Source organism: Candidatus Colwellia aromaticivorans, from assembly GCF_003333305.1.
Lineage (GTDB): Bacteria > Pseudomonadota > Gammaproteobacteria > Enterobacterales > Alteromonadaceae > Colwellia > Colwellia aromaticivorans.
In genome coordinates this window covers 1-15,351 of record NZ_QOLD01000076.1, presented here as the reverse complement: position 1 = coordinate 15,351, position 15,351 = coordinate 1, and the positions used below count along the sequence as shown (strand labels likewise).

Annotated in this window: 14 protein-coding genes; 9 read left to right on the top strand and 5 right to left on the bottom strand. The window is 36.9% G+C overall.

The annotated features are described in order from the left end of the window. The first annotated feature begins 3 nt into the window (after positions 1-3). From miaA to DWA31_RS12495, 8 genes are all read left to right on the top strand, one after another. Positions 4-954 (top strand): tRNA (adenosine(37)-N6)-dimethylallyltransferase MiaA, encoded by a 951-nt coding sequence (miaA, locus tag DWA31_RS12530; RefSeq protein ID WP_114326924.1) that lies wholly within the window; start codon positions 4-6, stop codon positions 952-954. A gap of 158 nt (positions 955-1,112) precedes the next feature. Then, positions 1,113-1,358 (top strand): RNA chaperone Hfq, encoded by a 246-nt coding sequence (gene hfq / locus DWA31_RS12525; RefSeq protein WP_114326923.1) that lies wholly within the window; start codon positions 1,113-1,115, stop codon positions 1,356-1,358. Positions 1,359-1,413: 55 nt separating this feature from the next. Then, the gene (hflX, locus tag DWA31_RS12520; RefSeq protein WP_114326922.1) at positions 1,414-2,700 is read left to right on the top strand and encodes a ribosome rescue GTPase HflX; all 1,287 of its coding nucleotides are present in this window, start codon (positions 1,414-1,416) and stop codon (positions 2,698-2,700) included. 190 nt (positions 2,701-2,890) lie between these two features. Continuing rightward, positions 2,891-4,057 (top strand): FtsH protease activity modulator HflK, encoded by a 1,167-nt coding sequence (hflK, locus tag DWA31_RS12515; RefSeq protein ID WP_114326921.1) that lies wholly within the window; start codon positions 2,891-2,893, stop codon positions 4,055-4,057. Positions 4,058-4,060: 3 nt separating this feature from the next. Beyond that, positions 4,061-4,948: a protease modulator HflC gene (hflC, locus tag DWA31_RS12510; RefSeq protein ID WP_114326920.1), complete on the top strand. Its 888-nt coding sequence runs from the start codon at positions 4,061-4,063 to the stop codon at positions 4,946-4,948. 89 nt (positions 4,949-5,037) lie between these two features. Next, on the top strand, positions 5,038-5,223 hold the full coding sequence (locus DWA31_RS12505) for a DUF2065 domain-containing protein (RefSeq protein ID WP_114326919.1): 186 nt from the start codon (positions 5,038-5,040) through the stop codon (positions 5,221-5,223). 147 nt (positions 5,224-5,370) lie between these two features. Then, a complete protein-coding gene (locus DWA31_RS12500) occupies positions 5,371-6,666 on the top strand; it encodes an adenylosuccinate synthase (protein WP_114326918.1) in 1,296 nt (431 codons plus the stop codon). 434 nt (positions 6,667-7,100) lie between these two features. Continuing rightward, entirely contained in the window at positions 7,101-8,342 is a 1,242-nt protein-coding gene (locus DWA31_RS12495) for a malic enzyme-like NAD(P)-binding protein (protein WP_114326917.1), read from the top strand. Positions 8,343-8,407: 65 nt separating this feature from the next. Here DWA31_RS12495 and DWA31_RS12490 read toward each other — a convergent pair whose 3' ends face one another. The 3 genes from DWA31_RS12490 to DWA31_RS12480 all read right to left on the bottom strand — a co-directional run bounded on the left by DWA31_RS12490 (position 8,408) and on the right by DWA31_RS12480 (position 11,812). Continuing rightward, positions 8,408-8,935 carry a SixA phosphatase family protein gene (locus DWA31_RS12490; protein WP_114326916.1) on the bottom strand — a complete coding sequence of 176 codons (528 nt, stop codon included), beginning with the start codon at positions 8,933-8,935 and terminating at the stop codon, positions 8,408-8,410. Continuing rightward, positions 8,935-10,389, bottom strand: coding sequence for a Si-specific NAD(P)(+) transhydrogenase (gene sthA / locus DWA31_RS12485; RefSeq protein ID WP_114326915.1), 1,455 nt, complete (start codon positions 10,387-10,389; stop codon positions 8,935-8,937). Before sthA ends, DWA31_RS12490 begins: the two co-directional genes overlap by 1 nt. A gap of 304 nt (positions 10,390-10,693) precedes the next feature. Beyond that, the gene (locus DWA31_RS12480; RefSeq protein WP_114326914.1) at positions 10,694-11,812 is read right to left on the bottom strand and encodes an acyl-CoA desaturase; all 1,119 of its coding nucleotides are present in this window, start codon (positions 11,810-11,812) and stop codon (positions 10,694-10,696) included. 185 nt (positions 11,813-11,997) lie between these two features. On the opposite strand from DWA31_RS12480, the gene fabR reads away from it, so the two are divergent. Next, positions 11,998-12,630: an HTH-type transcriptional repressor FabR gene (gene fabR, locus DWA31_RS12475; RefSeq protein ID WP_114326913.1), complete on the top strand. Its 633-nt coding sequence runs from the start codon at positions 11,998-12,000 to the stop codon at positions 12,628-12,630. A gap of 255 nt (positions 12,631-12,885) precedes the next feature. On the opposite strand, the gene trmA is transcribed toward fabR, so the two are convergent. Further along, positions 12,886-13,980: a tRNA (uridine(54)-C5)-methyltransferase TrmA gene (gene trmA / locus DWA31_RS12470; RefSeq protein WP_114326912.1), complete on the bottom strand. Its 1,095-nt coding sequence runs from the start codon at positions 13,978-13,980 to the stop codon at positions 12,886-12,888. A 185-nt stretch (positions 13,981-14,165) separates the two neighbouring features. Then, positions 14,166-14,642: an RNA recognition motif domain-containing protein gene (locus tag DWA31_RS12465; protein WP_114326911.1), complete on the bottom strand. Its 477-nt coding sequence runs from the start codon at positions 14,640-14,642 to the stop codon at positions 14,166-14,168. Between the last annotated feature and the right edge of the window lie 709 nt (positions 14,643-15,351).

Here is a 15,351-nt window from a genome sequence, read left to right as displayed (position 1 = left end):
CCTGTGTCTGATAATAGTTCATCAATAAAGCAACCACCTGTTATATGTTTAATGGGCCCAACTGCGTCGGGTAAAACTGCTTTAGCATTGGCTTTGTGTGACGCGCTGCCGTGTGACATTGTTAGTGTTGATTCGGCATTAATTTATCGTGATATGGATATTGGTACTGCTAAACCAACCGATGAAGAATTGGCGAAGTATCCACATCGGTTAATTAATCTTCGTGATGCAACGCAAAGTTATTCAGCGGCTGACTTTTGTCATGATGCCTTAGCTGAAATTGCAAGAATTAGAGCGAACAACCGTATACCTTTATTGGTAGGCGGTACAATGATGTATTTTAAAAGTTTGATTGAAGGTATTTCACCTTTGCCGGCTGCTAACAGTGATATTCGTCAACAAATAGAAGTAGAAGCCGAACAAAATGGCTGGCAGGCCATGCATGAACAATTACAGGAAGTTGATAGCATTTCAGCAAAACGAATACATCCCAATGATCCTCAACGTATTACTAGGGCATTAGAAGTATTTCGATTGACGGGTAACACATTAACACAATTAACTGAAATAAAGGGTGCTAAGCTCGATGGTGATATTTTACAATTTGCCATCACACCGAAAGAACGTAGTACGTTACATGCACGAATAGAGCTTCGATATCAGCAAATGATAGAGCAAGGCTTTGAGCAAGAGGTTATAAAACTTAAAGCGCGCGGTGATTTAAATGAAAACTTACCGTCTATTCGTTGTGTTGGTTATCGACAAATGTGGCAATATCTCAATGGCGAGTTTGATCATAAAGAGATGGTTTTTCGCGGGGTTTGTGCTACTAGGCAATTAGCGAAACGACAGTTGACTTGGCTCCGCAGCTGGCAAAGTTTGCACTGGCTAACCACAGACGATAAAACAAATTTGGCACAAGTATTATCATTAGTTGGCAAATGTTCACAATGATGACTATAAATATAATATATACTCGCTATCATTAAGCAATAGTAAACTATTGGTGTATAGTTAATTGGTTATATGCTGAGGATTAGTACAAATAACATTTATTATTAGTCAAAATACTTTTGATTAATTACTTAATAATAAAAAAAAGGAGCCATATAATGGCAAAAGGTCAATCTTTACAAGACCCATTTTTGAATGCGTTACGTCGTGATCGTATTCCAGTTGCAATATATTTAGTCAATGGTATTAAACTACAAGGACAAGTAGAGTCATTCGATCAATTTGTTATTTTATTGAAAAACACGGTAAGTCAAATGGTGTATAAGCATGCTATTTCGACTGTAGTTCCTGCTCGCGCTGTAAACACAGCGCCTATGGCTAATCACACAGATTCGGACGAATAGTCAAAATTTTCAATATTGATAATGAGTTTCATGAAGATATATAGGTTTAACGCAGTTGTTTGATCGTTATCAAGCAGGTGAACAAGCAGTGCTTGTTCACCTTGATTTTCCTGATGAAAGCACCCGAGAAGATTTAACAGAATTCAAAATGTTAGTCTCTTCTGCTGGCGTGAACGAATTAACGGTTGTCACTGGTAAGCGAAGTACCCCACACCCCAAGTTTTTTGTTGGTTCAGGCAAAGCGGAAGAAATAGCCGACGCGGTTCGTTTATATGAAGCTGACGTCGTATTATTTAATCACAGTTTATCTCCATCCCAAGAAAAAAACATTGAAGCATTGTGTCAATGCCGAGTGATAGATCGTACAACACTCATTCTTGATATTTTTGCTCAACGGGCTCGCACCCATGAAGGTAAATTACAAGTAGAGCTGGCGCAGTTACGTCATATCAGTAGTCGTTTAATTCGAGGCTGGACTCATCTAGAGCGACAAAAAGGTGGTATTGGTTTACGGGGACCAGGTGAAACACAATTAGAAACGGACAGACGTTTATTGCGAGATCGAATAGTTAATATTCGTAAACGTTTAGAAAAAGTTGAAAAACAACGGCAACAAGGGCGGCGCTCAAGAACTCGAGCTGAATTGCCAACCTTATCATTAGTTGGTTATACCAATGCTGGCAAGTCGACGTTATTCAATGTATTAACTCAATCGGAAGTCTATGCAGCAGATCAATTGTTTGCCACACTTGATCCAACGTTAAGACGTATCGAACTTGAAGGTGTTGGCGGTGTTATTTTAGCTGATACTGTGGGTTTTATTCGTCATTTGCCGCATGATTTAGTTGCGGCATTCAAGGCAACATTAACTGAAACTCGTGAAGCTGAATTATTACTGCATGTCGTTGATATATCAGATGATAGACGTAGTGAAAATATTGAACAAGTTGAATCTGTATTAGCTGAAATTGAAGCAGATGAAGTACCACAGCTAATCATTTGCAATAAAATTGATAACTTAGATGATGTTGAACCGAGAATAGATCGTGATGATCAAGGTCGTCCGATAAGAGTTTGGCTATCAGCACAAGCTAATATTGGTATCGATTTATTCTTTATCGCCTTAGCAGAGCGTTTGGGTAATCATGTTGTACAGCAACAACTAGCAATACCACCGAGTGCAGGAAAATTACGCGGTATATTATACAAGTTAAATTGTATTAAAGAAGAATCTTACGATGAACAAGGTATTTGTCATCTAGTTGTTAAGTTACCGAAAAGAGAATGGAACCGATTGGTAAAACAAAATACCAATCAAATAGAGCAGTTTATTGTAAAATAATGTGTTAATACTCATATAGAGTCTTATAAAACAAATCTTTTTATCATAAACTGAATGTAAATATTATGCTTCAACTATGCCTTCCTCATACCTTGTATAAACGGAACAAATTACCGTTTGCTAAGCGTTTGTCGAAAAAGCTTGTTGAGTGAATAAAAAATACTAATTTAATAACCTAGCGGAGAGCAGCATGGCTTGGAATGAACCGGGGAATAATGATAAAGACCCCTGGAAAAACAAAGGCGGAAAAAACCAAGGGCCACCAGATTTAGACGAATTACTGAATGATTTAGGTAAAAAAGTCACTGGCATTTTTGGCGGAAAAGGTAATGGTAAATCTACTGGCGGTTCATCTGGGTCAGGTAAAAGCTTTTCTACTATAGGCATAAGCTTAGTGCTAATTATTGCCATAGTTGTTTATGCTTTTAGTGGTTTTTACACCATCAAGGAAGCTGAAAAAGGCATCGTGCTTCGTTTCGGTCAATATTCAGGTACTGTAGATCCAGGTATTAATTGGAAGTGGACTTTTATTGACCGCATAATTCCTGTTGATATGCAAAGTACGCGTGATATGCCATCTTCAGGTTTTATGTTAACACAAGACGAAAATGTTGTTCGCGTAGAAATGCAAATACAATACCGCGTTGTAAATGCGCGTAATTATATTTTTAGTGTTACTAATGCTGATGACAGTTTAAACCAATCACTTGATAGCGCACTTCGTTATGTTGTAGGTCATGCCGTTATGGATGACATTTTAACAAGTGGTCGTGAAGCTATTCGTCAAAGTGTATGGGAAGAGTTAGAGAAAATCATCGCTCCTTATAACCTAGGTTTAATCATTGTTGATGTTAACTTTAAAGATGCACGTCCGCCAAATGAAGTGAAAGATGCTTTTGATGATGCGATTTCAGCACAAGAAGATGAAGTTAGATTTCTACGTGAAGCGGAAGCTTATGCGCGTGGAATTGAACCGCGAGCACGTGGCCGCGTGAAACGTATGGAGCAAGAAGCTTTAGCATATAAATCGCGAACTGTTTTAGATGCAGAAGGTGAAGTAGCGAAGTTTAATAAGCTCTTACCCGAATACCTAGCTGCTCCTGAAGTTACGCGTCAACGTTTATACATTGCCACAATGGAAAAAGTTTACAGTAATACAAGTAAAGTTATGGTTGATGTAGAAGGCGGTAATAATATGATGTACTTACCTTTAGATAAGATCATGCAACAACAAAACACTACTAATCGTAATAATACAGCGGTTAAGTCTTATGCACCAGTGAGCCAGCAAAGTAATAATTCCGCGCCATCATCATCATCAAATCGTGCTGATAGATTCAATAATGGGAGCAACTAGCATATGAAAAACCTTTCCATTGCAATAATATCATTGTTACTTGTATTAGTAGTTTCATCAGTCTTTGTTATTTATGAGGGTCAGCGTGGCATTGTGTTTGAATTCTCTAAAATCAAACGAAATAGTGACACAGGTGAAATGATGGTATTTGAACCAGGGTTACACTTCAAAATACCATTTATTCAGTCAGTAAGAAAACTTGATGCCCGTATTCAAACCTTAGATGAAGCAGCAGACCGCTTTGTTACAGCCGAGAAAAAAGATCTTATAGTTGATTCTTTCGCAAAATGGCGCATCGTTGATTTTTCTACTTATTACCTTCGAACATCGGGATCAATTGATAATGCCCGTGCGTTACTTAAACAAAAAGTGAATAATGGTTTAAGAACTGAGTTTGGTAATAGAACCATCAAAGAAATTGTTTCTGGCGATCGTGATGATATTATGACGAAAGCACTAGAAAGCGCTTCAAGTAGCCGCGAAGACTTGGGTATTGAAGTAGTTGACGTACGTATTAAAGCAATAAACTTACCTACTGAGATAAGTAACTCTATTTACGAGCGTATGCGTGCTGAGCGAACTGCTGTTGCTAAAGAGCATCGTTCAAAAGGTCAAGAGCAAGCTGAAATAATTCGTGCAACAATTGATGCAAAAGTAACAGTTATGTTGGCTGAAGCACAAAAATATGCTTTCACTACACGAGGTGAAGGTGACGCATTAGCTGCTAAAATTTATTCTGACTCTTATACCAAAGATGCTGAGTTTTATCGTTTCTACCGTAGTCTTCAAGCCTACGAAAAAAGCTTTAATAGTAAAAGTGATATCATGGTTGTTAAGCCTGATAGTGACTTCTTCCATTATTTAAAAGATGGCAGTGACACTAAAAAGTAGAAATAATTTAATTATTTTGAAAAAAGCCAGCATTATTGCTGGCTTTTTCATTTGTAATACTCAGTAGAAACTATGTCTAGAGGTAATTTATGGCGGATACATTATTGTTAGCTTTTGGTTTAGTGCTAATTATTGAAGGGTTAGCTCCTGCATTATTTCCAAATAAATGGCGTGCGTATCTACGTAAGTTAGCTGAGCAACCAATAACAGATATCAGAAATATAGGTTTGTTTGTTTTATCCTTGGGAATTATTGTTATTTGGTTATCACAATAATAGCGGCTTAATTATAAAAAAAACTAACTGTAACCACTTGATATTACGGGTCATCTCATAATAATGAGAAAAACCATGCATTTTTTCTTGGACTAAATATTTATTTTTGTTAGAATCTTCGCCTAATTTTCTTATGAAATAGTCAAAATGGGCAAAAACGTAGTTGTTCTAGGTACCCAATGGGGTGACGAAGGTAAAGGTAAGATTGTAGACTTACTAACCGATAAAGCAAAATATGTCGTTCGCTATCAAGGCGGGCACAATGCAGGTCATACGCTAGTTATTGACGGTGAAAAAACCGTATTACATTTAATACCATCAGGCGTTTTACGTGAGAACGTTAAATGTATGATTGGTAATGGTGTTGTCTTATGTCCTAAAGCTTTGATGACAGAAATCGAAATGCTTGAAGCTAAAGGTGTTCCAGTACGTGAACGCTTGCTTATTAGTGACGCATGTCCGTTAATTCTTCCTTATCATACAGCTCTAGATGCTGCACGTGAAATTGCACGCGGAGCAAAAGCTATCGGTACTACAGGTCGTGGTATTGGTCCAGCGTATGAAGACAAAGTTGCTCGTCGCGGGTTACGTGTTGGTGATCTTTTTTGTGAAGAAACTTTTGCTGCTAAATTAAAAGAAATTATTGAATATCACAACTTCTCTTTAGTTAACTACTATAAAGCTGATCCAGTAAGTTATGAAGAAGTATTAGCTGATGCACTTGCAGTAGCTGACATAATTAAAAAAATGACAGCAGACGTATCAGAAATACTTGATCAGGCGCGCAAAAATGGTGACTCAATCATGTTTGAAGGCGCGCAAGGTACATTGCTTGATATCGATCATGGTACTTACCCTTACGTAACCTCTTCAAATACTACCGCGGGTGGTGTTGCTACTGGTTGTGGTGTTGGTCCTCGTCACTTAGACTACATTCTTGGTATTACTAAAGCATACACCACGCGTGTTGGCTCTGGTCCATTTCCTACAGAATTAGATGATGAAGTTGGTAATCATTTAGGTACGGTTGGTCATGAATTTGGTGCAACTACGGGTCGTGAGCGACGTTGTGGTTGGTTTGATGCTGTTGCAATACATCGTGCAATCCAAGTAAATAGTATTACTGGTTTTTGTTTAACTAAGCTTGATGTGCTTGATGGTTTAGAAACATTAAAAATATGTACCGGTTACAAAACACAGTCAGGTGATATCATCACTGTACCACCAACGGCAGCTGAAGGTTATGAGAAAATAACACCAGTATATGAAGCAATGCCAGGTTGGACTGAAAATACAGTAGGTGCAACGTCAGTTGATGCTTTACCAGCAAATGCGCTAGCTTATATTAAGCGTATTGAAGAAATTACGGGTATACCTGTTGATATTATTTCAACGGGTCCAGATCGTAATGAAACCATTATTAAAGTGAATCCTTTCGTTTAATTCCTAAATGGTTGAAATCTTTCTAAAAACCAATCTTCGGGTTGGTTTTTGCTTTTCTGCCATACAAGTGATTCTTATACCAAATGAAATAATGAATGATCTATTCATTATTTCATTTGGTATTAATCATTATCATTAATCTGACTCAATAAATGATTAAATTTAATAACTAGACAAAAAAATCATCCACACAATAAGCTTAGATTTATATTAATTGGCATACATTAATTGAGCTGAGTGAGTTTGAGTATCCTGCATAACACGGGTATATGTATGTTTACTATAGCTTACAGCGCTGTTATATAGTTAAATAGCCTTGTATTAGAAACACACTATAAAGTACGATAATTGCAATAAAATCAATGATTTAATCTTCACTGGATATTCGCTGAATATTCATTTTAAATAATATACAAACGCATTTGGGAACTACCATGACAGATCTTCGTCAACAAGCACTTGATTACCACGCTTTACCTACACCGGGTAAAATCAGTGTTTCATTAACTACAGCGGCTGAAACTAGTGAGGATCTATCATTAGCTTATAGTCCCGGCGTTGCTGAGCCAGTAAGAGAAATAGCTGCTAATCCTGATGATGTTTATAAGTATACTGCAAAAGGTAATACGGTTGCTGTTATCACTAACGGTACTGCTATTTTAGGTTTGGGTAATTTAGGCCCAATGGCAGCTAAACCAGTAATGGAAGGTAAATCATTATTGTTTAAACGCTTTGCTAACATTGACTCGTTTGATATTGAAGTAAAACACAAAACAGTGGAAGAGTTTGTTAATACCGTTGCGAATATTGCCGATAGCTTCGGTGGTATAAACCTTGAAGACATTAAAGCCCCAGAATGTTTTGTTATTGAAAAAGCCTTAATTGAACGTTGTAATATTCCAGTCTTTCACGATGATCAACACGGTACTGCCATTGTGACTGCTGCGGCTATGATTAACGCTTTAGATATTCAAGGCAAAGATATTAAACAGGCTAATGTTGTTTGTTTGGGAGCAGGTGCTGCGGCAATTGCTTGCATGGAATTATTAATTAAGTGTGGTGCTCAGCGTGAAAAAATCTATATGCTTGATACTAAAGGCATAGTGCATAGTCGCCGTAATAACTTAAATGAATACAAAAAACTTTTTGCGAATAATACAGACAAACGAACTTTAGATGATGCCATTGAAGGTGCTGATGTATTTGTTGGCGTGTCTGGTCCTAATTTGTTGAGCCCTGAACAAGTTAAATTAATGGCACCTAATCCTATTATTTTTGCTTGTTCAAACCCTGATCCAGAAATAAAACCTGAATTAGCGTTAGCCGCTCGTGATGATGCGATTATTGCTACGGGTCGTTCTGATTATCCTAATCAAGTTAATAATGTCTTATGTTTTCCTTTTATCTTCCGTGGTGCTTTAGATGTTCGTGCTCGTACTATCAACGATGAAATGAAAATTGCAGCCGTTCATGCTATTAGAGCAATAGCAAAAGAAGAAGTACCTAGTGAAGTTTTAGCTGCATGTGGGGAAACTGAGCTAACTTTTGGTCGAGACTATATTATACCGAAACCAATGGATTCGCGTTTATTGGCTGCTGTCGCTTTAGCGGTAGCAAAAGCAGCGGTAGATTCTGGTGTTGCAGCGTTACCCTTACCTGAAAATTACATGCAGTAATTACCACCTAGGTGAAAACATCAAAAGACTGTTAATATTAATCCTATTAGGAGTCTTTTTTCTGCCTATGCTTTTCTACACAATAAAGGTTGTTCAAAAATAGTTAAAACTACCTGCTGATCAATATACTGTATTTGGTAAAGTTGTTGGTAGTCTTGTTCAGATAATGGCGCAATGGTTTTTTTAGTTAATAAAGCGACTAACCGTGGCGTGGTCTTACTGTGCCCAACGACTAAAGTGTTTGCTTTTTGTTGTTGTATTTTTAAGCTAAGTTGTTCTAAGTATTTAGGGTTATAATTTTTTATCGCTATTTTTTGCTGGTTTGCTAGTGGCGTTGCGGTTTGCATGGTACGTTGGGTGTGAGTGCTATAAATATGAGTGATATTTGTTTGAGATAATAAACTGGCTAGTTGTCTTGCGCGTGCTTTACCACAAACTGTCAGTGCTGGATTTTTTAAATCGTTGAGTTTTTCAGCATGACGTACTAAATAAATACTATAATTATTTGCGAAAGTAGAAAAGCTACTTAACAATAAATAAAAAAACAAAATGGACAAAATACTTTGCCCATCTAAGTTTTTATGGAAGCTCATTAGAACAACCTATTCAAGCCATTTAATGCGGCTACGCGGAATGCTTCAGCCATTGTTGGATAATTAAAGGTTGTTTCAACGAAATATTCAATAGTATTACCACCATTTTTTTGCTGCATAATAGCTTGACCAATGTGAATAATCTCAGCCGCATTTTCACCAAAACAATGAATACCTAAAATTTCTTTTGTTTCACGATGAAATAATATTTTTAAGCTACCAATGGCACTGTTGCCTATTTGAGCACGGGCAAGGTGTTTGAAAGATGATCTACCTACTTCGTAAGGTATTTTTGCGGCAGTTAATTGCTGTTCAGTTTTACCCACTGAAGACATCTCGGGGATGGTATAAATTCCAGTTGGAATATCTTCAATTAATTGCGCTTGAGTAGGAAGCTTAAGCATATAACCCGCAGCAATTCTCCCTTGATCATAAGCAGCACTTGCCAAGCTAGGATAACCTATTACATCTCCTACGGCATAAATGTTATCTACCGCTGTTTTATACTGGTTATTTATTTCTAATGAGCCTCGAGAATTTGGCAATAAACCGGTATTTTCAATGGCAAGGGTATTGGTATTTCCGCTTCTACCGTTAGCAAACAAAATGCAATCGGCTTTCATTTTTTTACCTGACTGAAGTGTTAGTACCACACTATCATCCGAAGCAACAATTGACTCGTATTCTTCATCATGACGAATAACAATACCGCAATTCCAAAAATGATAGCTTAAAGAGTCGGTCATCTCTGCATCCATGAAAGACAATAATCGATCACGGGTATCAATTAAATCAACTTTACAGCCTAATCCCCTGAATATAGAGGCGTATTCACAACCGATAACACCCGCGCCATAAATAATAATGCTTTTTGGATCGTGCTTTAATGATAAAATGGTATCGGAGTCATAAACCCTCGGATGGTTAAAATCGACATCATCTGGGCGGTATGGTCTTGAACCAGAGGCAATCACAATATTATCAGCAGTCAAAAATTCTTCGGCGCCGTCTTCACTAGTAATCTTTAATGTATTTTTATCTACAAAGGTGGCCGAACCATGAAAAACATCCACATAATTACGGTCATAAAAGCCAGCACGCATTCTTACTTGGTCTCTAATTACTTTGGTGGTGTGCTGTAAAATATTCTCAAAGGTCAGTTTTACTTTTTTTTCGGAAGGATTAAATAAAGGATTGGAATTAAACTCAATCATACGCCTAACTGAGTGTCTTAGGGCTTTTGAAGGAATGGTTCCCCAATGTGTACAACCGCCACCTACTTGATGATGGCGTTCAATCATAGCAACTTTTTTATTTTCTTTTGCTAATTTCATCGCGGCACCTTCTCCTCCAGGCCCCGTACCAATAATTATTGCATCGTAATCAAAGTTAGTTTGAAGTTTTTTTTGTTTGGTTTCCGTTTTCGTTTCAGTATCCGTTTTTGTTTTAGTCAAAAGACTTCCCTCAAATTCTGCTAATAGTATTTATTCATATAAAAATGACAAATATGATTAAGAAAATTTTAACAGGATTTTGAAGTAAATGATAATAGTGCTAACACTTATTATATACTCAAACAACTTCAAGCTGCCTGATTCAGTTGGAATTAGAAACGATCTAGGCAAAGCGTTGATTGTGGAGAATGGTTACTCAGGAGCATATTCTCCTGAATAACCATTAATAAAAAGATGCGCCTTGATCTTGAATTGCTCAGCAGTCCTAAACAAGCATTTTTAAGTCGCTTGAGTATACTGATTATTAGGCTAGTTTAGCTGTCATCATTTGCCAGCGATGACGCTGTGCTATTAAGTGTCGATTTAATTCTTTATATTGAATCATTAAATCTGACTTTTCTACTTCAGCAAGAACCAGCTCTCGTTTGGCGGTAAGTAACTTTTTTCGTACTTGATAAAAATCGTTTATCTTACTAATCAGTAAATCATACTCTTGTTGTAAACTGATAAGAGCCTGCTCAGCATTAGGATGCGCACTGAGCTTTTCTTTACTCCGTTTAAGCGTCATAGAAAGTCGCATTTTTTCAACTTTATCCTCTGGGCTCGTCCGTAACTTTTTAGTTAGCCCCACCCATTGGCAGGCTTTAATTAGCCATTTAGTTGGGTCAAATTGCCACCAGCGAATACCATTGCGATAATCATTTTCAAAAATATGGTGATAGTTATGATAACCCTCGCCAAAGGTGAGGAAAGCTAAGAAGCCGTTATCTCTAGCAGTATTTTTATCTGTATAGGTTTGCTTACCCCAAACATGGGCTAATGAGTTAATAAAAAAAGTCGTGTGGTGGCTGAGAACTAATCGTAAAACACCAACCAATAATAAGCTATTTAGCATATTGCCATGCCATAAACCAAAGGCAATAGGTATACCAAAATTCATCGCTACGACTAATAGCAAATAATATTTATGTTGCCACATTACTATAGGGTCTTTTTGTATATCACGAGCATTTTTATAATCGTGATAATTATGAGCATGATACTCGCGGCACATCCAGCCTATGTGCGAATACCAAAACCCCATTTTGGCTGAATAGGGATCAATGTCGTTATTGTCTACATGCTTATGATGAATTCTATGATCTGACGACCAATGTAATATACTATTTTGTAAGGCAAAAGCACCACCAAGAGCAAAAATAAACCGCAAACTCCAATGAGCTTCAAAAGCTTTATGTGACCAAAGACGATGATAACCTGTGGTAATTGACATGCCACAATAAACAAAACAGATAATGGCAAAAACTATTTCAGTAGAGTCAAACCCGTAAGTTAACGCTCTATAGGGAACAGCGATGATTGCTATTAAAAAAGTGACTGCAAAAACAATAACATTAAGCCAAATGATTGCGGGTTTATTCATTTCATATCCAGTAGTAAAATAAAGCAAAGTAGTTTAAGCGTACACGTGTACGCTATTTTATATTGTACTGTATCATTAGGCCAGTCAAGATGATTTATTCTTTTTTTGAAGTTGAGCGACGAAACTGACATTAATTATAGATTACAGTATGATTAGCGCAGAATGTTTTTAAACGAGTTATAGCCATGAGCGGTGTTCGCGCGCAACAAAAAGAAAAAACCCGTCGATTATTAATAGATGCTGCGTTAAAACAGTTGAGCGCAGAGCGAAGCTTTTCTAGCTTAAGCTTACGAGAAGTAGCTAAAGAAGCAGGGCTTGCGCCAACCTCTTTTTATCGTCACTTTTCTGATATGGACGAACTAGGGCTGACTTTAGTTGATGAAGCAGGTTTAACATTAAGGCAACTAATGCGCCAAGCTCGCCAACGTATTGCTAAAGGTGGCTCTGTGATACAAATATCCGTTGCTACTTTTATGGAGTTAATTGAAAGTAATGGTAATGTATTTAGGCTATTATTGCGTGAGCGTTCAGGCACATCAGCAGCATTTCGAGCGGCGGTAATTAGGGAGATTCGTTATTTTACTATGGAGCTATGTGACTATTTACAACAGGCGAATGATCTTGAAGGTGAAGTAGCTTATATGCAAGCGAATGCTGCAGTAACCATTGTTTTCAGTGCTGGCTCTGATGCACTGGACATAGATGATAAGGCTGAGCGCGATGAATTATCAAAACAAACAATTCAACAATTACGCTTTATCGCTAGGGGCGCGGCTGAGTTGAGTGATCGCCGTAAAGCGGTAAGAAAAAGGAAATAGGTTACTTGAAAGAAGTAACCTATTTGCTATTTATGATGTACTTAACCTGAACTCGGTTTAAGACATAGTTAACATATTGAAATTAAACTACAAATTAATTTATACTAACTCTAGCTTGATAATTTTGCTTAATTAAAGGCAAATTTACGCGTCAATAGCTTGCCTATTGCAAGTGAATTTAACGCAGAAGTAAGTAAAAATAACTGCTAGAGAAACATTTGTTAAGCCGAGCTCAGGTTACTTCTAAAAGAAGCGCTATTTACGGGTAAGTATCATGCCTACTTCAATATGGTCTGTATAAGGGAATTGATCGAATAAGGCGAATTTTTGAATGGTATGCGTGTGGCTTAATTGAATTAAATTGTCTTTCAAGGTATTTGGATTACATGAAATATAGATGATTTTATTAAAGCGACTCACTAATTCAACACTATCTTCATCTAAACCTGCTCGTGGTGGATCAACTAATACAGTGTCGTAATTATAGGTTGTTAAATCAAACCCCTCTAAGCGCCTAAACTTACGCTCGCCATTCATGGCTTGGCTAAACTCTTCACTAGACATACGTACAATATCAATATTATCAATATTATTTGCCTTTATATTTACTTGTGCTGACCTGACAGATGTTTTAGAAATTTCAGTACCTAATACACGGTCAAAGTTTTGTGCTAGCGCAATACTGAAGTTACCATTACCACAATATAATTCGATCAAATCACCCTGTGCACCAATAGTTGCTTGTTGAGCCCAAAGTAACATTTGCTTATTAACGCCACCATTTGGCTGAGTGAAACTATTCTCTACTTGTTGATAAATGAAAGTATTATTGCCTACTTGTAATGACTCCATGACATAATCTTTATCAATTATAATCTTTTGTTTCTTCGCGCGACCAATAATATCTACAGGTGCAATTGAAGATAACTGCTCTTTAAGCGCTTTAGCTGCATTTTCCCATGTAGGCTCTAGCGGTTTGTGATAGAGCATACTAATGAGTAACTCGCCGCTTAGTGTTGACAGGAAATCGACTTGAAACAATTTATAGCGAAGTTCCTTATTATCTTTAATTAAGTTCAGTAAAGCTTTCATTGCTTGATTAATTAACAGGCTTGCTACAGGGAAGTCATCAACTCGAAATTTTTCCTTGGTCGCACTATTAAACATAATATAATAAAGATCATCACCTTCATGCCACACTCTAAATTCTGCACGTAGTCGATAGTTCAATGGCACAGAAGGGAAGGCTTGCGCTTTAGGAACATTGAAACAAGAAAATAACTCTGTCATATCATGCTGTTTTTTCGATAATTGCTTTTCGTAGTTATCGGGATGGATATGATCAAACATGCTTGAGCCTATATATAATTGGAGATAGAAATAAATAAGAGCGCAAATTCTACTCTCGCTTATATTATTGTCTAGGCTTTTTTGGGATTAATTTAATGGAGGGAGTAAATAAGACGAAAAATAAAAAACCTATTAATAAATGAAATATTAATAGGTTTATTGATAATTATTTATTAAAGGCAGGATCAATCGATAGGTTCAGTACGCTCAGGACGTTCTTTAGCTTCTCTTACTTTTAATGTACGTTGTTGAAACTCTGTGTCGTTCAATGCACTAATCGCCTTATCAATGTCACTTGTGGCCATTTCGACAAAACCAAAGCCACGACGTTTTCCAGTATGCTTGTCTTTCATCAATCTAACCGATTGCACAATACCGTGATTAGAAAATAGCTCTCTAATTGCTGTTTCATTAGCACGGTAGGGTAAATTCCCAACATAAAGGGTTTTAACATCCTCTGAAGATTTTTGTGCCGGCACGCTGGTATTATTGGTACTCGAAGCGTTATTAGAAGAACTACTAAGTAAAGGGGCAATAAAAGCACTGATAAAAACAATAAGTGAAACAACAACAGAGCTATTTGAAATAGTACTAGTAATAATGAAAGCAATGATAGCAAAAACAAGGGCTATAATTACGGTTGAGATTTGCGGAGACTTCATAATGAATACCTAATTATTATTTTAATTTATATGTGCATAAAAGCAAAAAGTGAAATTCTATGTTACCCACCTTTTATGATAGTGCAACAATAAGTGTAAAAAACATGCAATAAATCAGCTTAAGAAGTTAAATTGCCTTATATATACACGTTTAGTGTAATTAATCTTCGAACAAATAAAAGATCAAAAATAAGGCTTGATCCCTGTGGCTAGATCTATACAATGCGCTCCAGTTCCAAGGGGTAACCCAAAGAGCTGTTTTGAATAGTTAACTCATCGCTTTTGAAGTGAATCAGTTAACTTAACGTTTTACTTTTAGTTTAAGTAATGCCGGCTTTAAAAGTTTGTAAAAACTTTTAAAAAAGAGTCGGAAAAACGTTGACATCAAAACTTGGAGGCGTACAATGCGCATCCTGCTTCGGGCAAACGGCAACGTTAACCAAGAAGCGCAAAGCGAGTAACGAATGCGATTACTGCTATCTCTTCGGAGAGTTCTTTAACAATTAGTTATCATGCAATTTGTGTGAATACTCACATTAACTTGTTTTTACATAGTTCTTCACTTTTCGAAGTGAGAACAAAATAAAACGCTTAATGAATGATGTTCATGCAAATAAATACAGTTACTTATCTTTAGTTAGGTAGGTAACGACTATGTAATGCGCTATTTACTTTCGGGTAGATAGCACGACAGAATTCATTGAGCAGT

Coding starts and splice junctions, on each gene's coding strand:
- DWA31_RS12495 (WP_114326917.1), top strand. CDS start 7,101: ATGACAGATCTTCGTCAACAAGCACTTGATTACCACGCTTTACCTACA.
- fabR (WP_114326913.1), top strand. CDS start 11,998: ATGAGCGGTGTTCGCGCGCAACAAAAAGAAAAAACCCGTCGATTATTA.
- DWA31_RS12490 (WP_114326916.1), bottom strand. CDS start 8,935: ATGAGCTTCCATAAAAACTTAGATGGGCAAAGTATTTTGTCCATTTTG.
- hflC (WP_114326920.1), top strand. CDS start 4,061: ATGAAAAACCTTTCCATTGCAATAATATCATTGTTACTTGTATTAGTA.
- hfq (WP_114326923.1), top strand. CDS start 1,113: ATGGCAAAAGGTCAATCTTTACAAGACCCATTTTTGAATGCGTTACGT.
- DWA31_RS12480 (WP_114326914.1), bottom strand. CDS start 11,812: ATGAATAAACCCGCAATCATTTGGCTTAATGTTATTGTTTTTGCAGTC.
- DWA31_RS12465 (WP_114326911.1), bottom strand. CDS start 14,642: ATGAAGTCTCCGCAAATCTCAACCGTAATTATAGCCCTTGTTTTTGCT.
- trmA (WP_114326912.1), bottom strand. CDS start 13,980: ATGTTTGATCATATCCATCCCGATAACTACGAAAAGCAATTATCGAAA.
- DWA31_RS12505 (WP_114326919.1), top strand. CDS start 5,038: ATGGCGGATACATTATTGTTAGCTTTTGGTTTAGTGCTAATTATTGAA.
- DWA31_RS12500 (WP_114326918.1), top strand. CDS start 5,371: ATGGGCAAAAACGTAGTTGTTCTAGGTACCCAATGGGGTGACGAAGGT.
- hflK (WP_114326921.1), top strand. CDS start 2,891: ATGGCTTGGAATGAACCGGGGAATAATGATAAAGACCCCTGGAAAAAC.